Below are 16,437 nucleotides of genomic sequence, written 5' to 3'. Positions count from 1 at the left end.
CTATGAGCACCTTACAGACCCTGACACGACTGAGAGACCTGAAGCTCGGCGGCATGGCCGCCGCTCTGGAACATCAACAAAACCAGCCGGGCACCTATGATGAGCTGTCGTTCACCGAACGCCTGGAGTTGTTACTCGACCGGGAGTTCCAGAGCCGGGAACACCGGAAACAGGGTCGCCTGGTTCGCCAGGCCCGCTTCAAACTCCGGGCCTCGATCCAGGACATCGACTACCAGCATCCGCGCAATCTCAAGAAAGCACAGGTGGCGCAGTTGGCCCAGGTCGACTGGCTGGAGCGTGGTCAGAATCTGCTGATCACCGGCCCCTGTGGCAGTGGCAAAACTTACCTGGGCTGCGCGGTGGGGCATCAGGCCTGTCTGAATGGCTTCAGCGCCCGGTATTACCGAATCTCCCGCTTACTGCTGGAACTGACTCAGGCCAAAGCCGACGGCACCTACCAGAAAACCCTTAGTCAGTTGGCCAAGGTAAAGCTGCTGATACTGGACGACTGGGGCCTGGAAGCCCTGAAACCGGCACACCGGAATGACCTGATGGAGATCATGGATGACCGGCACGGCACTCACTCGACCGTGATCATCAGCCAACTGCCCACCGATCAGTGGTATGCCGCCATCGGTGACAACACCCTGGCGGATGCCATCCTGGACAGGCTCATGCACAACGCCCATCGCTGGGCTCTGAAAGGAGAATCAATGAGAAAACGACTTCAGGAAATTGACTGAACGTGAACACCCGGGGTACAAACCTCGGTGGGTGATGCGTTAAGAAAAAAGGTGTTCACGTTCAGCCAGAATGGGCGTTCACGTTCGCCGGAATATGCACTGGCAGCAAGCTAACCCTTTGCCCCGCTTCGCGGTACCCCATGCACACTCAAGACTCAATACGAAATTGTTTTCAAACTTCGAGCCCAATCACATATGTCTTGGTAACAAACCAAACCGGCCATTGCCTTCGAGGCCACTGAAGGTCTCAATGCGAGCGACATCCCGGATAGCAGTGGGCGGATCAGAGTTTTCGATCACGATGAACTGCACCTTGTCCTTCAAGCTAGCTAGGTGTTTGTAGAAATGTTCAGCAAGATCTGTTTTCTTTAGAATCTTTTCATCATCCGATAACTCACCATAGCGCGATGTCATCGGCTCACGATAAGTGAGCAACGGAGTGTCAAGAACGAGGAAACCAGGGTATGGGAGATTATTTTCGATACAGAAAACAACAATGGCTACATTAAAAGCAGCATGGAGAATCGCCCTAACACCTTTGCCGTTGGCGGCACGGAGTTTCCCAGCAACGGTAATATCCATAGCTTCCGCGTCAAACTGAACCTTGTCTGCATCAGGAAAGCGCCATTCTGTTAGCACAGACTTCACTGTCTCTCCAAACTGGAACAATGTAGTCGAATCTGGGCCGACTGGTGGTGCATCGCCTTTACTACGTCGGGTTGGTTCTGCGTTGATTTCAGCTTTCCGGGTCGATAGATTGGAGCGGCGCTTATAAAGGTCGAGAACATCTACTATCTCGGATCGCTTCGATACATAGACTTCGTAACTTTCTCGCAAAGAAGTTTCATGTGGGCGCGCCTTTTCAATCTCGCCATCGAGTCTGTCAATCTCGTTTTTCTCCAAATCAACGGTCCGGCGCAGTCCTACTGCTTCTGCCTCTAGGGAGGCTACAGTTTGGGTCAGCTCACGTTGTTCACGCTCGATCTTGCGGGCCTCAGCGGCAGCCGCTCTATGCGCCATCGCAACTTCTTCTGCAGCATGATTATGCTTTTGGGCGTCAGGCGGAGCACCACAAACTGGACAATCCATGTCGGTCATCGCCACAAGCACGAACCCTCCCTCCTCAATTGACTGCAGGCGCTGAAGGTCCGAACTGTAGACAGCCTGTAGTTTAAAGAAACGTTCAATCGTTAGATCAAGCTCACCCGCCCTTTCTAATAACTCGCGGCGGCGCTCTACGGTTTTTCGCCTTTCGCCTACAAGAGCATCAAGTTTTTCTTGGGCTTCCTTGAGCCGAGAGGCAAGGTCCCTTGCACTTCGCTCCAGTTGCCCAAGCTGCTCTTCGCTTTCCCTTTTATCTGGCGGATTCTCGCCGAGTTCCGCATCGATCTGGGCAGTCAGCTCCTCCACTAGTTCAATCTTCGCAGCTTTGGCCACCTTGCGTTCGGAGGGCTTCGGAACTGTTACTGCAGCGGCATCGTCAACACCTGTAAGCAAAAATTTGAACAAATTCTGCTCAAAGGTACGCTGAGAAGGCGAACCCGAGGTAAAGACAGGGCTCTTCTCGGCAATAATATCCTGCTCGGACACCACTAAGTAGGGCGATAAAAAGTAAATGGACAAGGTGTCCTTCTTGCAGTTACCGTCGCGAACCACCGTTTTTCCAGCAACCCCTATCGAATTGAGCAAGAAGTGCGAAACGGTATCAGTACGCTTCGAATCGTGCTGCTGACGCAACACCAAACCCTCTTTTACGCCTAACTTCTTGAGCAGCCCCTTATAGAGCTTGAAATGGCCGCCCTGTGTGGCACGGTATAGAGTAACATCCCGATTATCTGGAAGTGTCAGCCCCAGCCAAACTGAGTCATAATCAGCAATTTCTTCAATTTTGGGCAAACTCTTGGAAACACCAAGCATGAACAGAATAGCCTTCGAAGCGAAGGATTTACCTGTATTCGAGGCGCCATAGATAATATTGAGCCCCTCATCAAACCCAAGTTCCGCAGGCTCAATGCTAGGGCCAGTGAAGACGAGATGGCGCAGCCGGATACCATTCATACTGATCGCCCCGAAGATGTGTCATCAATCGTGAATTCCGTAGTCCAGCGCCCAATCTGGCCTTCAATGAGCTTACGGATTTCAACGCTCTCCTGTTGAGCAAAGCGATTCGCCATCCATCTAGCTCGCTCCTTGAGCGCGAGAGAATAAGGCGCCTGCAAAAGCTCCACGTAACTTGGAGCTTCCTCACTGGCGCAAAATTCTATTCCAGACTCTGTCTCAAAGACGTCGACAAGGTGCATTTTCTGCATCATACGCAGGCTTCTTTCTACCAACTGGCGACGAACAAGGAGTTCGCCGGTACGATTAGGTAGATCGGGATGGAGACTTTCCGGTACGTTCTGCCCATCAATATCGCCTGTATGTACTATCAAATGATCAAACCACGTCATTTCCATTAAATCGCAATGACGCGGATAAAAAGCCTCAAGTACTACCAAGGCCCGAATACCGGTTTCAAGGGTGCTATTGAACGGATGTTTGTCCAATATTCTGTCCTCTAACGATGCCACGGTAAACGTCCGTCATTTGCGAACTGGTGGCAGGTCCCTTGTTTGACTTGAGGGCCTGCATGCTTTCCCAGTATGCCGGATGGTTGCAAGATGGCTGCTTGCTGCATCACTTGGCGCAGCTTCGCCAGACCACTTGCATGATCATCATCATGAATTTCGACCACACCGTGGTAGATTTCATCCTTAAAGTTGAACAAGTAATCTTCAGGGGTAGAGTCTCTATAAAATCTATCAAATGCCACCGAGTCAAAGAAACGAGTACGTTGGTCACGCAGGTGTGTAGCAAACTCCGGACTGGCCAATGCTGATGTTGCATCTGGGAACGTCCCCGGACCTTTTTCTTCGTATAGTTTAAGCAGTTGACCGATGTACGAAGACTCACTGACACCTATCTGATCTGGAACGACTCCTCGTGGAGAGGGGCCTGGGTCTTCGTCAAACCATTTAACCAGCGCTGGCTTGCACGCAGGATCGTCGACAAGCCGCGCTGCATCAAGCCAATGCATCTGGGTGAAATCAAATGCTTTAATCGCGGCTTCAATCTCGGGGCTAAGCGGTATACTTTGCTTTTCCACTAGTTTTCCCGCGATATCAGAATTCCAACGTTCGAGAAAGGCGGCTCTAAAGCGCTCAGGATGAGCGATAAACTGCTGCACAGCCCTAGCAACACCTCGTGGTGCGACAAAAGTGTAGGAGCGTGGCAATGAGTACTCACCGGCAGAGGAGTGCATAAATATCTTGCCAAGCTCAATAAACGCCGAGCTTTCGGAAAGTGACTTGCTGAGCTGCTTACATTGGAAGTTATCCCACGAACCTTCCATACGCTTATTTGTCACGTAGCCCGTGACATCGCGTCCCATGTCACCTGTGCCGCGCCAAAGTTCGTGGCTGTGGTATTCTTTGCAGCGCTGGGCCAGCCAATCATTGACGAAGTCCTCCAAGCGATCTGGCGGAAGCGCGCGGATAAGAATAGCGTGATTGATGCGCAACGACTGCCCCCTTAGTAGTCCCCAAATTCGGCTGGCACATTCCAATGTGGGCCAATGCCATTGGTGTTTATTATCGCCGCCTTACCCTAGCCACTGTGTTTACCTGAGGTAATATGCCAAATCCTAGCCGACATTAGTAATTTTGAATGCTATTCAGGCATATTGTTTTTTTGATCCTCAGGCGCCTTGCTCAGGGCAGCAACATCAGAGGAATTATAACGAACCGGGTGTCGACGCCATGGCTGAATCAGCTGTGTCCGAATCAAATTCGGCTTATTTGCCACGCTAGTCAGAAGAAGGCTGTGCAGGCGTGGAGGATGCAAACAAGTAGCAGAAATCGCAAGAGTACGCATAGCACACATCAGGGGGAAATAGTTAGCCGGAGGATCTTCGCTCTCCAAAATAAATCGCCTTCCAGAACGAACACACTTGAACCGTGTTAATCGGCCTGGGCCTGCTATGCCAACTCCTAGCCGTTTCAGGCGAGCTTCCTTGAGACTCCACAATTCCGTGAACTTTCTTACACGACGCATATCGCCCATAGACTCAAAGCCAAGCCACCTCATCCGAAGCAAAGGCCGTCCCGGCGATGACAGACACCTCGGTTGAGGCACTTATCCTTTCAACATCAACACCGACAGGAGTGGTGGACAATGCTATTGCGAGGAGACTCTCGCTATAGCTAAAGTTGAAATGGAGCGGGATGTTCTCAAGATAAGGCTCGCCTGCCAGACCTCTTCGAATCGAAAGTCGTTTTGGAGTCCCAATAGAAAATATTGAGGGAAAAACTCTCAATATCATTCGCTCGCCCGTCGCCATTATTCGATCGGTGATATGGCTGTCCGAAACCATTGAACCACTACAACTTGCCCCACTTCGGTGAAGCGCGCTTTTAGTCATACTGTTCGCAAACAGCAATAGATCAACGCAATAGGTCAGGACGAGGTTTCGGCGTGGGCTTGTTCCAGTCTTTGCCCGAGAGCATTACGCTCCAGTATAGCCATGGGAAAAAGCGGCGTTTCAAATGCCAGTTCATGCGTCGCGGCACTCTCGGGTCCAAAGGAAAGCTGGGAACAATTTCACCGTCGTAACGAAATTCCGCCAGCATCACTTCGCCAAGCGACGTGGTTAGCGGACATGCACCATAACCATCATAAAATTTTTTATTTTCATCGTTTCCCAAGTCACGCAGCAAATTAACAACCACAACAGGAAACTGACGACGCACGGCAGCCAGTGTTTTTGCATTTGGCGTATTAGTGCAATCGCCCAATCCATACACATTTGCATGCACTGAATGGCGCAGGGAATGCTTATCAACCGTGACCCACCCGGCATCACCGGAAAGCGGGCTGTGTTTAATAAAATCCGGTGCTGATTGTGGCGGAACCACGTGGAGCATGTCGAAATCTGTTTCTATTTTACCTTCTTCGGTGTCAAACCAAGCCTTTCTCGCAGGGCCATCGACGGCAACCAAGTTATGACCAAAATGCGTGTGGATCCCGTATTCCAAGACCACCTTGTCTAACGCTTCGGCATAGGCAGGCACCCCGAACATTGCACCTCCCTGGCTGTAAAAGTGCACATCAGCAGGCTGTTTGCTTTTTCGCCAATGATCAGCGCTGAGATACATGGCTTTTTGCGGCGCACCCGCGCATTTGATTGGCATGGCCGGTTGTGTAAACAGCGCCTTCTTACCGGAAAACTCTTGTGTCAAACGCCAAGTATAAGGCGCAAGATCAAAGCGATAGTTGGACGTAACACCATTAAAGCCCAAGGTGTCTACAAGCCCGGAAACCGAGTCCCAGTCCAGTTGCAGCCCTGCGGCAACGACCAGGTATTTGTAATTTACCGTTTTCCCTGACGCCAAAGTGACCTGGTTGGCGTCAGGCTGAAAAGATACCACAGCATCCTTTATCCAGGTGGCTTTATCAGGCATGTATTCTTGTTCCCGCCGGTGGGTTTCCTCAGCAGACATCGCCCCGCCACCCACTAAGGTCCAGCCCGGTTGATAATAGTGATCACTGCTCGGCTCAATGATGGCGACATCAATATCACCTGACTTACGCAGCAATCCGGCTGCAACCGAGAGCCCGGCTGCGCCACCACCGACGATAACAATCACATGACTTTGCGAGAAGTTCTGGTCAGACACGGGATGCGCTCCTTATAAGGTTGACAGTTATCTATCTTCTTATTACATTCAGTTACTAGCTTAGAACACTTTATCAGTGGCGCAAGGAGGATTTTATGATTTTCCGACAGTTCTTCGACAAAACATCCAGCACCTATACCTATCTCATTGCGTCTGGCCGGGGGCGGGAAGCAGTGATCATCGATCCCGTAAAGGAGTCAACGAAGGCTTACCTTGGCATAATCGACCAGCTTGATCTCAAGTTAGTACGGGCGATTGATACGCACACCCATGCTGACCATGTCACGGCCCTGGGTGACCTGCGTGATGCCACCAAGTGCGTCACCATCATGGGTGAGTTTACCAATGCAGAATGCGTTTCAGAGCATGTCTCGGAAGGCGATCGAATGGACATTGATGGCATTCGATTAGAGGCCATATACACTCCGGGCCATACGGACGAATCCTTTAGTTTTTATTGGACTCAAGGCAGCCAACAGGCCGCGTTCACAGGCGACGTGTTATTGATTAGAGGCAGTGGCCGGACTGACTTTCAAGGTGGTGATCCGCGTAAGAGTTACGACTCTATCGTCAATAAATTGTTCTGCTTACCAGACGATACGCTGGTGTATCCAGCCCATGATTACAAAGGAATGATGTGCTCCTCCATCTACGAGGAGAAACATTACAACCCACGTTTGGCCGGCAAATCAGAGGCTGAGTACGCGCAAATTATGGATAACTTGAATTTGCCCGACCCCAAGATGATGGATGTTGCGGTGCCTGCAAACCTCGCATGCGGAAAATAAGAGTGGCTAGTTCCTGTATTCCGCTTGTAAAACAGATACGGGAGTCAGGAACAGCTCATTTGTCCGATGACATACTTGCCGGGGTTATTACAGCTATTCTGTTGATCCCCCAAGGCATGGCCTATGCCATGCTTGCGGGTTTACCCCCTGAGATGGGGCTGTACGCTTCCATCTTGCCTCCCATCGTTTACGCTTTTATTGGCAGTAGTCGTGCCTTAGCCGTTGGCCCTGTGGCCGTCGCGGCATTAATGGTGGCTAACGCCCTGTCAGTACACTACGGAAACGAAAGCACTGAAGCCGCCTTCACAGGGGCCATGATTCTGGCGGCAGAAACAGGCGCACTTCTGTTACTTATGGGTATTTTCAGGGTGGGCGCTTTAGTCAGCTTCATCAGCCATCCTGTGCTATCTGGTTTTACCAGTGGTGCCGCCATACTCATTATTACCAGTCAGCTTAAGCATTTGAGCGGAATCAATCTTGAGCGTGGGGATTTGTTTGCGACGATCGTCTCATTTTCTCACCGCATTAATGAACTTCATGTCCCTACATTGTTGTTTGGTTTGATTTCAGTCACCTTGCTGTTGCTCGCGCGCAAACCACTGGCGCGCTTACTCGTAGCTTTGGGTGTAGCGCAGAAATCAGCGGTAATTATCAGCAGAACGGCACCGCTTGTGACAGTGATTGGGGCGACGGTTATTGCGAGTGCTAGCCAGGCAGAGGGGTATGGGCTCTCTGTGGTTGGAGCAATCCCAAACGGGTTACCGATACCTGCGTTTGCTTTCCTGAGTGCTGAAGGCTGGGTTGATTTACTGCCATCGGCCATACTCATCGCTTTGGTGGGTTATGTTGAGAGCGTGTCAGTGGCCAAGGTGCTTGCTGCCCGACGGCGTCAGAAAATCGACGCAAACCGAGAGCTTGCAGCCTTGGGCATGAGCAACATCGCTTCAGCAATCGGCGGCGCGATGCCGGTCGCTGGCGGTTTTTCCCGATCTGTTGTCAATTTCGACGCAGGTGCCCGCACGCAGTTTGCTGCAATAGTGACAGCTACCCTCGTCGCAGTGGTCGCGGTTTTTTTTACTGACTGGTTTTATTACCTTCCTGACGCCGTGCTGGCAGCCATTATCGTTGTTGCAGTATTCCAGCTAATTGATATTTCGGGCGCTATGTCTATATGGCGTTACGATCGCGCGGATGGTGTAGCCCTGTTTGCTACGGCTCTGGCGGTGCCCGTTTTGGGCATTGAATCCGGTCTGCTTATCGGTATTGGCTTGTCACTGGTTCTGTACCTGTGGCGAACCAGCCAGCCGCATATGGCAATACTTGGACGGATGCCAGGTACCGATCATTTTCGTAACATTAACCGCCACCAGGTTGATACCTTGCCTACCGTTTTGATTGTTCGAGTAGATGAGAACCTCTATTTTGCCAACGCCGGCGCGGTAGAATCTTATCTCATGCAAAAAGTAGCAACAGATGATGACCTTAGCGATGTAGTGCTGTTGATGTCAGCGGTTAACTACATTGATTCCAGCGCATTGGAGATGCTCGAACATCTTGAGCAGGATTTTTTGGCTACCGGCGTATCAATGCATTTTGCTGAAGTGAAAGGCCCGGTTATGGACCGACTGCGCCATACGCATTTAGGTAAATCGCTGGCGGATAAGCGCATTCATTTGTCAGCCAAACATGCGTGGGAAGCCCTCGATGAAGAAATACGCGAGGGCTCGGATTGAGATCATACGGAGAGATTCAGTGAACTGGACTGCAAATATTCAAGGCCTGATTGGAGGCGGATTCATCGGCCTGTCTGCCGTTTTTCTGATGGCGACGCTTGGTCGGGTAGCTGGCATTAGTGGCATTCTTGCCGGTCTTTTTCTGGATAGACCCAACCGTGATGAGCTGGGTTGGCGATTGATGTTTTTACTTGGTTTGGTGAGTGGTCCGCTACTATTGATGCTTGTTGGTGGCCCTGGCAACGTCGCCGACTCACCACAGGCTGTTATTGGCGCTCCATCTGGCGGTGTCCCTTTGATGCTAGTCGCAGGACTGCTTGTAGGAATCGGCACTGGCGTGGGCAGCGGCTGTACCAGTGGCCATGGCGTTTGCGGGCTTGCAAGGTTGTCACGGCGTTCGCTGGTCGCAACATTAGTCTTTCTTCTAGCAGCCATGGTCGTCGTTTTCCTGACCCGACATCTGATCGGAGGTGCGGCATGAAAGCATTTTTTGGCTATATCGCCGGGTTACTTTTTGGCGTTGGGCTCGGGCTTGGTGGTATGACGGATCCCGCACGTGTTTTAGGGTTTCTGGACATCTTCGGGGCCTGGGATCCAACGCTGCTGTTCGTGCTGGGCGGAGCGGTAATAACGACGTTTATCGGATATCGCGTGGTACTCCGTCAAACCAAGCCACTGTGGGGCAATAGCTTCCGGTTACCAACCCGCCATGATCTGGACGGGAAGCTCCTTATGGGAGCCGCATTGTTTGGAATTGGCTGGGGACTGTCGGGCTATTGCCCGGGGCCGGCATTCGCCTCGATCGGCAACCCCTCATACCCGCTTATTGCCATGCTGTTGGCAATGATTGCAGGCTGGTGGGTCGCCAGGCGTGCCCCCTTTATTCAATAGGCTTGACTACCCGTGCAAAAATTAAAGGAGATATTTCATGGATATCAAACAGCTCGACGAGCGCCTCAGTGTATCGGCTCAACCTGGTATCGACGATATCGAGCAACTGGCGAAAGAGGGATTTCGTACCATTATTTCCACTCGACCGCGAAACGAAACTGAGGATCAACCGGACACACAGGTTCTCAAGGACAAAGCAGAGTCGCTGGGTATGGCCTGGCATGAAATCCCTGTTGAGCCTGGGAACTATGGGTCAACAGACATTAACACCTTCGCTAAGGCTCTGCAGTCGTCTCCAACACCGATATTGAGCTATTGCCGCACCGGTAAGCGCGCCACCCACCTTTGGGCGTACAGCCAGGCTAAAGTACGACCAATACCCGAGTTGTTAAAATCAGCCGACTCTGCTGGCTACGGCCTAAAAGCGCTAGAGGACGACCTCTTGCGATATCAAAGTCAGACTAATAGCAGATAACATCACACAAATGGGTCGCCAATTTAGCGCTGTAACGGTACGCGCAATCGGCCGGCATTGGCGATGACCATCAGCGAACTTGCCGCCATCGCGCCTGCTGCCGCGAGCGGCGGCACTGTACCACCAACGGCAAGACCGAGCGCCAGGACATTATAGGCGACGGAAAACACAAGGTTTTGCCGCAGCACGCGGCGGGCCTGTCGGGAGATTGTTATCGCCTCGCCCACAGCTTTCATACCGCCTCTGGCGATAACCACATCGGCCAGAGCGATCGTGGCCGGTGATGCATCAGTCGCCGCCACGCCAACATCGGCGCGCACAATGGCAAGCATGTCGTTGACGCCATCGCCTACGAAAGCGGTTGGTCCCGGCCCTGCGCCAACCAGTTCAGCTTTGACCTCGGGCGTACAGGCAGCGTGGATCTCACTCGGTGTCAGTCCTGCCGCGGCACCAACGTGCGCACACGGCGTAGGCGCATCACCGCTTGCCATTCCGAGCATAAGGCCGGAGGCCCGGAGCTGCGCAATGGTCGCTGCTGCGTCCGGTCGCAGCGCATCGCCAAGGAGAAAGGTCGCGACCCATGCGCCATCGGTCGCCATGTGAACGGCGGTCAGACCAGCTTCGTGCTGCCCTTCTTCGGGCGGTGTGACTCCATTACAGGAAAGAAAACCGCGACTACCCACCAACACCTCAGTGTCGTCAACGGTGGCCCTGACGCCGTCGTCGAACCGCTCGGATTCTGTCGCAACCAATCCCTTGCCACCCGCTTGGCACAGCGCCAGCCCCGCGCCAGCTTTCCGCTCGGCACCCCGACCCACAAGAATCGCAATCAGGTTGAACGCGAAGGCGAAATGGCCCAGTACCATGAGCGGTCCGCCGACAGAGCGGCCCGTAAGATATGGCACAGTAAGCTCCATACTCTCTATCCAGTCGCGGGTTGGATCCAGCATTGCCTTGCCTTGCCTTGCCTTGCAGCCAGCCACCGAAGGTGAGCGAGGCGAAATAGATGGCGAAACCGACGACTACAAGCCACCAATGGGCCACGATGAACGACGGAAATGGCCAGACACGTCCAACAAGACGTGGAATCACGTAATAAAGCGCATCGAATAGCACAAAGGTCACGAAAGCATAGGCACCCAGATGCGCGTGCCCGACAGTGTAATGCGTGAAATGCGTGACCGAACTCACGGACCGCAACGCTTCGATCGACCCTTGCATTGACGCTGCCGTATACATGAGCGCACCTATCGCCACAAACCTTAGCGGTATGCTGGCCCGAAAGGCACCCAAATTGCCCAGCCAGAGTGGGTGCTGGTTGACGGCAACCGCGATCACAGGAACAAACATCATTATGGACTGCACCACCGAAAGCGTTACAACCCATGTCGGTACCGGGCCGCCAATCAGATGATGCATGCCAACCTGGCTGTAGAACAGTGCCAGTGCCCAGAAGCCGACGAGTGAAAGACTGTAGGAATAAATCGGCTTGCCGATGATGCGCGGCAGCAGATAGTAGGCAGCACCGACCCCCAGCGGCGTTAGCCAGAGACCCAGCACGTTGTGGGCGAACCACCAATTCACGGTCGCCTGCTGCACGCCGGAATGCAGGCCCGGAATGTTCGCTACGATGAACAAAACCGGAAACCAGACCATCGCGCCAAGGTAATACCAGCCAGTGACGTAGATATGCCGCACATTGCGATGGCGCGCCGTCACGAGCAGCGGCACCACGAACAAAAATACCGATATGGCGATAAAAATATCAATCTGCCAAGGGATCTCGATCCATTCGAGCCCGTCGGTCCAGCCTGAGCCTATGGCCCAGACCCCTGCCCCAACCGACAAATTCATCAGGACCGCGCCTGCCATTGCCACTGACGGCAGACGCAGTCGTGTGGCGAAGATCGTTGGGATCAGCCACAGTGCCAGACCCATCAGTCCAAGCGACAGCCAGCCATATATCACAAGGTTCAAATGCATCGTCCGCATTCGGCCAAAGGTCAGCGGCGCGACGCTATTCAGCCAGTCAGGAAGATGCAGTTTGAGCGACGCTATCAAACCAAAACTGCTGCCAAGAAGCAGCCATAACGTTGCGGTTGCGAAGACAAAAAGGATGATGCGCCGACTGCTTTCCGGGACGAGACTGTCGCCATCCCGCCCTTGAGGGGAGCCGGTTTGCTCGGGCCGGGTACCCGGATCATCGAGCCCCTCGCCTCGCGCCTCGGCCTCAGAAATTGTGTGTGCATTCGCCTGGGTAAAGCGCATCTCGCTGCGCGAAATCGTCCAGATAAGGACAACGAGTGCGACCAGCGACACTACAAAGCTAACAAGGACAAGAGTCCCGATCGTGAATTCCAAGGCATATTCCCCTTTCGCTGAGCGTGTCTCCCAAGCGAAAAATCATGTCTAGTCTCTGCGTTCTCCCCGAAATCCTGCGAGGGCAAAGAAGCGCGAGCCCGTGATCGCAAGTCATAATACCCATGCGCTGCGCCAGCGCACATAAGGCGTCTTTCCGGTTCGTGGAACGACATTCTCCACGAGCACGCCTGGCGAAAACGGCGCGATACGCTTTCGAACCTGGCCATCAGCGCCGATCACTGCGGTCAGGCCGGTGTTGGTCGCGCGTAATACCGGGCGTCCTGTTTCCATGGCCCGCATGCGCGCCATTTCCAGGTTTTGCCACAGACCGATCGTGCGGCCGAACCAGGCATCATTGCTGATATTTATGAGCAACTGGGTGTTGGCAGCAAACTGGGCTACCTGGGCACCAAACGCCATCTCGTAGCAGATCGGGGCACCGACGTCGATGTCGCCGACGGGTAGCGAAGACATGCCTGATGCCGCGGTCAGATCCGAGAGCTCAATACCCAACTCGCGGAGCAACGAATCCAGCCAACGACTGAACGGCACGTATTCGCCGAATGGAACGAGGTGCTGCTTATCACTGAAATCCCCTGACCCAATATCGAACACACTATTGTAAACATGCTCACCCTGTAACCTCAGCGCTCCGGCAACCAGTTGGGCTCGGGAATCGCGCGCCCGTTGCCCGAGGGCATTAAACGGTGCCCTGGAGCCGTCTCGGCATACCTCGGGGATGGCGGTCTCCGGCCAGACAATCAGGTCGACGCTGTTCCAGTAAGGCTCACTGAGTTGCCGATAACGCGCAATAATACCCTGCAGGGCCTCGGGCTGCCATTTGATGGCCTGCGGTATATTGCCCTGTACTAGAACGGTCTTGATTGCATCGCCCGACGGCCGGGTCGATAACAGTGACAGCGTTGGCCAGGGCAGTAGCAGGATAGTTATCCAAAGCAGCAAAGACAGTATCGACCATCGACGTTTTCGCATTGACATACCGAATGCCAGGCTAGCCGCAACGAACGCCACGATAGTGCTGAGCCCGAGTACGCCAGTGATCGGCGCCACAAACGGTGCGAGTTCGCTACCGGTCTGGGTATAGCCTAGCTGCAGCCACGGAAAGCCGGTAAATAGCCAACCCCGCAGCCATTCGCCGAGCACCCAGGCCACGGGCAGCAGGCTGAATCGTTTTCCCGACATCGGCGGTGCTATCCACGCCGCAAACCCGAGCGCCATGGCGCAGAAAACACTCATGAGCATGACCAGCGCAACCGTGGCTGGCACGGCCAGTATAAGGCCGACCCCGAACTGGAGCACGGCCACATGGATCCATGCGATGCCGAAACCAAACAGCCCGAGGCCAAAAACGTAGCCGCGAGCTAATGCCTGGCTTACCGACTCGCTGCGGGTCTGGTAAAACAGCACTGCCATGGGCCATGGTGCCAGCGCGCCCCAGGACCAAGGCGCGAACCCCAACACGAGGGCGGCACCTACAGCCGCTGTGAGCGCAAACGACACCAGACGCGAACTGCGCACGCGCGACGCAAATGTGGCTACCGAAATCATGGATTAGCGCGCATTGTGATCTTTGGCCGGCAGCGAAAGGCGCGCCAATAGCCCACCACCGTCCCGCGCTGTAAACTCCAGCGCTCCACCGTAGCGTTCGGTAATAGTGGCCACAATCGCCAGCCCCAGCCCGCTACCTTGTCTATCGCCCTGGCCGCGACCATGCCGCCAGAAACGCTGGGTTAGATTGTGCGTGCTTTGCTCAGCCGGCCAATCGCCACGGTCACGTATCGTGAATACGACCTCACGAAGCCCTGCCTGCACCTCAAGCGCTACCGGTTCGTCGCCGTGCGTATGTCTCAGGGCGTTTTCAAGCAAATTACGAAGCGCCGCCGCGGCTAACTCATAGGGCACTCCTACAGCCACGGATTCGCTGTCGTGCTCAACCATAACTACGCGCTCACGGCTCACCAGATCTGCCAGCGCTGTCTCTACGATCGATGTGCTGTTCACTTGAGCCCTATTATTGCCCGCCTGGTCGACCTCAAGTCGCGCGAGCATCAGTAACTGATCGAGAGTACGTTGCAGGCGCGCAATACCGGCTTCGGCACGAGACATCGCCTCATGCATCTGATCCGCCGGCACTCTCGACGCCAGCTGGACATGCGTTTTGATAGCAGTCAGCGGTGTGCGCAGTTCATGCGCCGCGTCACTGGTAAAACGCTGCTCACGCCTCAGCGCCTCGCGAGTACGCATCAGCAGTCGATTAAGGGTGTCGACCACGGGCTCGAGTTCGGCGGGCGCATCCACAATAGTGACCGGGGTCAGCGTTTCCGGATCACGGCGCGCGAGCTCGCTACGAAGGTGTTCGAGCGGCCGAAGCCCTCGACGAATACCAAACCAAAGCGTCAAAAGGCTGCCCAGCAGCGCCACCACGAACGGCAGCGCGGCGACAACAACGATGTTGCGCTGCAGCATCACCCGCTCGGCCAGCAGGTCTGCAGTAGTGATGCGTAGCCCATTCTGGATGTAGGTGAAGACTCGCCAGCGCTGGCCGTCGATTTCCCGATTAACGAATCCTGCCTCGGGCGCATCAAACTGTCCGGCGAAATCACCGTGCGTGCGCATCAGCACTTCGCCTGCTGGTGAGCTTATCTGGCAGGCCACACCGCTGCTTTGCGGAATCGATATCATGGGTTCGGCAGCCCGAGTCCAAGCATCTTCTGGCAACTGAGCTACCAAGCCTGCCACCATGCGCGCTGACGCTGCCAGGCGCTGATCGAGCGTCTGACGCATCTGACCACGCAGATCGCTGTAAAGCCACGCAGCAGCAAGCGCCCAAAGCACACAAAACGACAGTCCAAGGGTGAGCAGCAGTCGCCGGCGCAGGCTCATTTCGGGCCGCCGCTGTCGAGGTCGCCGGGGTCGCCAAGCCGGTAACCCAGCCCGCGCACGGTACGGATCAACCCTGTACCAAGCTTGCGGCGCAGGTGATAGATATGGACGTTTACCGCGTTGCTTTCCACTTCGGTATCCAGGCCGTAGAGGCTGTCCTTGATCTGTTCGATATCGAGAATCCCACCACGCGCGTTGAGCAGTTTTTGCAGCAGCGTAAATTCACGTCGCGTAAGCCCAACCTCAAGGCCATCACGCCAAACTCGGCGACTACTGGAGTCGATACACACGGGGCCATGCTCAATAAGCGGTCGTGCGCGACCGGCCGCGCGACGCAGCAATGCCTGTAAACGAGCCGTTAACTCATCGAGGTCGAAGGGCTTCAACAGATAGTCGTCAGCACCGACTTCTAGGCCTGCGACCCGATCAGCGACCGCATCACGAGCGGTCAACACCAGTACGGGCACGATCAAACCCTGCGCGCGCCATTCACATAGCAGCGTCAATCCATCTTCATCCGGCAGGCCAAGATCGAGCACGACGATATCGCTGTCCAGATTGGCCAGCGCCTCCCGAGCTTCCGCGGCGCGTGTGAACCAGTCAACCGTAAAGCCCGCGAGTTCAAGACCGGTGCGAATGCCCGACCCCACCAGTTCATCGTCTTCGATCAGCAATACATGCATGAGGTGTCCTCGTTCAATGTGGCTTTAGTATACCGGCCAAGATTAAGCCGGCATGAACTCGGCGAATTCTGACGCTCTTAATCCTGACTTAATTCGAATGAGCCACCATTGCACACAAATCCCAGAGGTTGTTTCTATGAATAAA

Annotated in this window: 15 protein-coding genes; 6 read left to right on the top strand and 9 right to left on the bottom strand. The window is 54.3% G+C overall.

Going from position 1 to position 16,437, the window contains the following annotated elements; translation table 11 throughout:
* Nucleotides 1–2: 2 nt before the first annotated feature.
* Nucleotides 3–743 (top strand): IS21-like element helper ATPase IstB, encoded by a 741-nt coding sequence (istB, locus tag ENI00_RS03155; protein ID WP_304098708.1) that lies wholly within the window; start codon nucleotides 3–5, stop codon nucleotides 741–743.
* 189 nt (nucleotides 744–932) lie between these two features.
* Here istB and ENI00_RS03150 read toward each other — a convergent pair whose 3' ends face one another.
* From ENI00_RS03150 to ENI00_RS03135, 4 genes are all read right to left on the bottom strand, one after another.
* Nucleotides 933–2,801 (bottom strand): hypothetical protein, encoded by a 1,869-nt coding sequence (locus ENI00_RS03150; RefSeq protein WP_304098705.1) that lies wholly within the window; start codon nucleotides 2,799–2,801, stop codon nucleotides 933–935.
* Nucleotides 2,798–3,313: an ABC-three component system middle component 2 gene (locus ENI00_RS03145; RefSeq protein ID WP_304098702.1), complete on the bottom strand. Its 516-nt coding sequence runs from the start codon at nucleotides 3,311–3,313 to the stop codon at nucleotides 2,798–2,800. The genes ENI00_RS03150 and ENI00_RS03145 overlap by 4 nt, the downstream gene beginning before the upstream one ends.
* Complete coding sequence (locus tag ENI00_RS03140; RefSeq protein WP_304098700.1) at nucleotides 3,301–4,302, bottom strand: ABC-three component system protein; 1,002 nt, start codon at nucleotides 4,300–4,302, stop codon at nucleotides 3,301–3,303. The genes ENI00_RS03145 and ENI00_RS03140 overlap by 13 nt, the downstream gene beginning before the upstream one ends.
* Nucleotides 4,303–5,224: 922 nt before the next feature.
* Nucleotides 5,225–6,457, bottom strand: a complete 1,233-nt coding sequence (locus ENI00_RS03135; protein ID WP_304098697.1) for an NAD(P)/FAD-dependent oxidoreductase — start codon at nucleotides 6,455–6,457, stop codon at nucleotides 5,225–5,227.
* 95 nt (nucleotides 6,458–6,552) lie between these two features.
* On the opposite strand from ENI00_RS03135, the gene ENI00_RS03130 reads away from it, so the two are divergent.
* The 5 genes from ENI00_RS03130 to ENI00_RS03110 are packed head-to-tail and all read left to right on the top strand — an operon-like array spanning nucleotide 6,553 to nucleotide 10,344.
* Nucleotides 6,553–7,245, top strand: a complete 693-nt coding sequence (locus ENI00_RS03130; RefSeq protein ID WP_304098695.1) for an MBL fold metallo-hydrolase — start codon at nucleotides 6,553–6,555, stop codon at nucleotides 7,243–7,245.
* Complete coding sequence (locus tag ENI00_RS03125) at nucleotides 7,233–8,978, top strand: SulP family inorganic anion transporter (protein WP_304098694.1); 1,746 nt, start codon at nucleotides 7,233–7,235, stop codon at nucleotides 8,976–8,978. Before ENI00_RS03130 ends, ENI00_RS03125 begins: the two co-directional genes overlap by 13 nt.
* Before the next feature lie 19 nt (nucleotides 8,979–8,997).
* Nucleotides 8,998–9,459 (top strand): YeeE/YedE family protein, encoded by a 462-nt coding sequence (locus ENI00_RS03120; protein WP_304098692.1) that lies wholly within the window; start codon nucleotides 8,998–9,000, stop codon nucleotides 9,457–9,459.
* Nucleotides 9,456–9,869 (top strand): DUF6691 family protein, encoded by a 414-nt coding sequence (locus ENI00_RS03115; RefSeq protein ID WP_292275286.1) that lies wholly within the window; start codon nucleotides 9,456–9,458, stop codon nucleotides 9,867–9,869. Before ENI00_RS03120 ends, ENI00_RS03115 begins: the two co-directional genes overlap by 4 nt.
* Before the next feature lie 37 nt (nucleotides 9,870–9,906).
* On the top strand, nucleotides 9,907–10,344 hold the full coding sequence (locus ENI00_RS03110) for a TIGR01244 family sulfur transferase (protein ID WP_304098689.1): 438 nt from the start codon (nucleotides 9,907–9,909) through the stop codon (nucleotides 10,342–10,344).
* Between the two features lie 23 nt (nucleotides 10,345–10,367).
* Here the strand turns inward: ENI00_RS03110 and ENI00_RS03105 are convergent, their stop codons facing one another.
* The 5 genes from ENI00_RS03105 to ENI00_RS03085 form a co-directional block, all read right to left on the bottom strand.
* Nucleotides 10,368–11,096, bottom strand: coding sequence for an HAD-IC family P-type ATPase (locus tag ENI00_RS03105; RefSeq protein ID WP_304098686.1), 729 nt, complete (start codon nucleotides 11,094–11,096; stop codon nucleotides 10,368–10,370).
* On the bottom strand, nucleotides 11,044–12,705 hold the full coding sequence (locus tag ENI00_RS03100; protein ID WP_304098683.1) for a cbb3-type cytochrome c oxidase subunit I: 1,662 nt from the start codon (nucleotides 12,703–12,705) through the stop codon (nucleotides 11,044–11,046). The genes ENI00_RS03105 and ENI00_RS03100 overlap by 53 nt, the downstream gene beginning before the upstream one ends.
* A 111-nt stretch (nucleotides 12,706–12,816) precedes the next feature.
* Complete coding sequence (gene lnt / locus ENI00_RS03095) at nucleotides 12,817–14,274, bottom strand: apolipoprotein N-acyltransferase (protein WP_304098681.1); 1,458 nt, start codon at nucleotides 14,272–14,274, stop codon at nucleotides 12,817–12,819.
* Between the two features lie 3 nt (nucleotides 14,275–14,277).
* Entirely contained in the window at nucleotides 14,278–15,609 is a 1,332-nt protein-coding gene (locus tag ENI00_RS03090; protein WP_292275293.1) for an ATP-binding protein, read from the bottom strand.
* Nucleotides 15,606–16,292: a response regulator gene (locus ENI00_RS03085; RefSeq protein ID WP_304098677.1), complete on the bottom strand. Its 687-nt coding sequence runs from the start codon at nucleotides 16,290–16,292 to the stop codon at nucleotides 15,606–15,608. The genes ENI00_RS03090 and ENI00_RS03085 overlap by 4 nt, the downstream gene beginning before the upstream one ends.
* Nucleotides 16,293–16,437: the final 145 nt, after the last annotated feature.

This window comes from Marinobacter antarcticus (assembly GCF_011049865.1).
GTDB classification, from domain to species: domain Bacteria; phylum Pseudomonadota; class Gammaproteobacteria; order Pseudomonadales; family Oleiphilaceae; genus Marinobacter; species Marinobacter antarcticus_A.
This window is presented reverse-complemented; position numbering and strand designations above follow the sequence as displayed.

Coding starts and splice junctions, on each gene's coding strand:
- istB (WP_304098708.1), top strand. CDS start 3: ATGAGCACCTTACAGACCCTGACACGACTGAGAGACCTGAAGCTCGGC.
- ENI00_RS03150 (WP_304098705.1), bottom strand. CDS start 2,801: ATGAATGGTATCCGGCTGCGCCATCTCGTCTTCACTGGCCCTAGCATT.
- ENI00_RS03130 (WP_304098695.1), top strand. CDS start 6,553: ATGATTTTCCGACAGTTCTTCGACAAAACATCCAGCACCTATACCTAT.
- ENI00_RS03125 (WP_304098694.1), top strand. CDS start 7,233: ATGCGGAAAATAAGAGTGGCTAGTTCCTGTATTCCGCTTGTAAAACAG.
- ENI00_RS03115 (WP_292275286.1), top strand. CDS start 9,456: ATGAAAGCATTTTTTGGCTATATCGCCGGGTTACTTTTTGGCGTTGGG.
- ENI00_RS03110 (WP_304098689.1), top strand. CDS start 9,907: ATGGATATCAAACAGCTCGACGAGCGCCTCAGTGTATCGGCTCAACCT.
- lnt (WP_304098681.1), bottom strand. CDS start 14,274: ATGATTTCGGTAGCCACATTTGCGTCGCGCGTGCGCAGTTCGCGTCTG.
- ENI00_RS03090 (WP_292275293.1), bottom strand. CDS start 15,609: ATGAGCCTGCGCCGGCGACTGCTGCTCACCCTTGGACTGTCGTTTTGT.
- ENI00_RS03085 (WP_304098677.1), bottom strand. CDS start 16,292: ATGCATGTATTGCTGATCGAAGACGATGAACTGGTGGGGTCGGGCATT.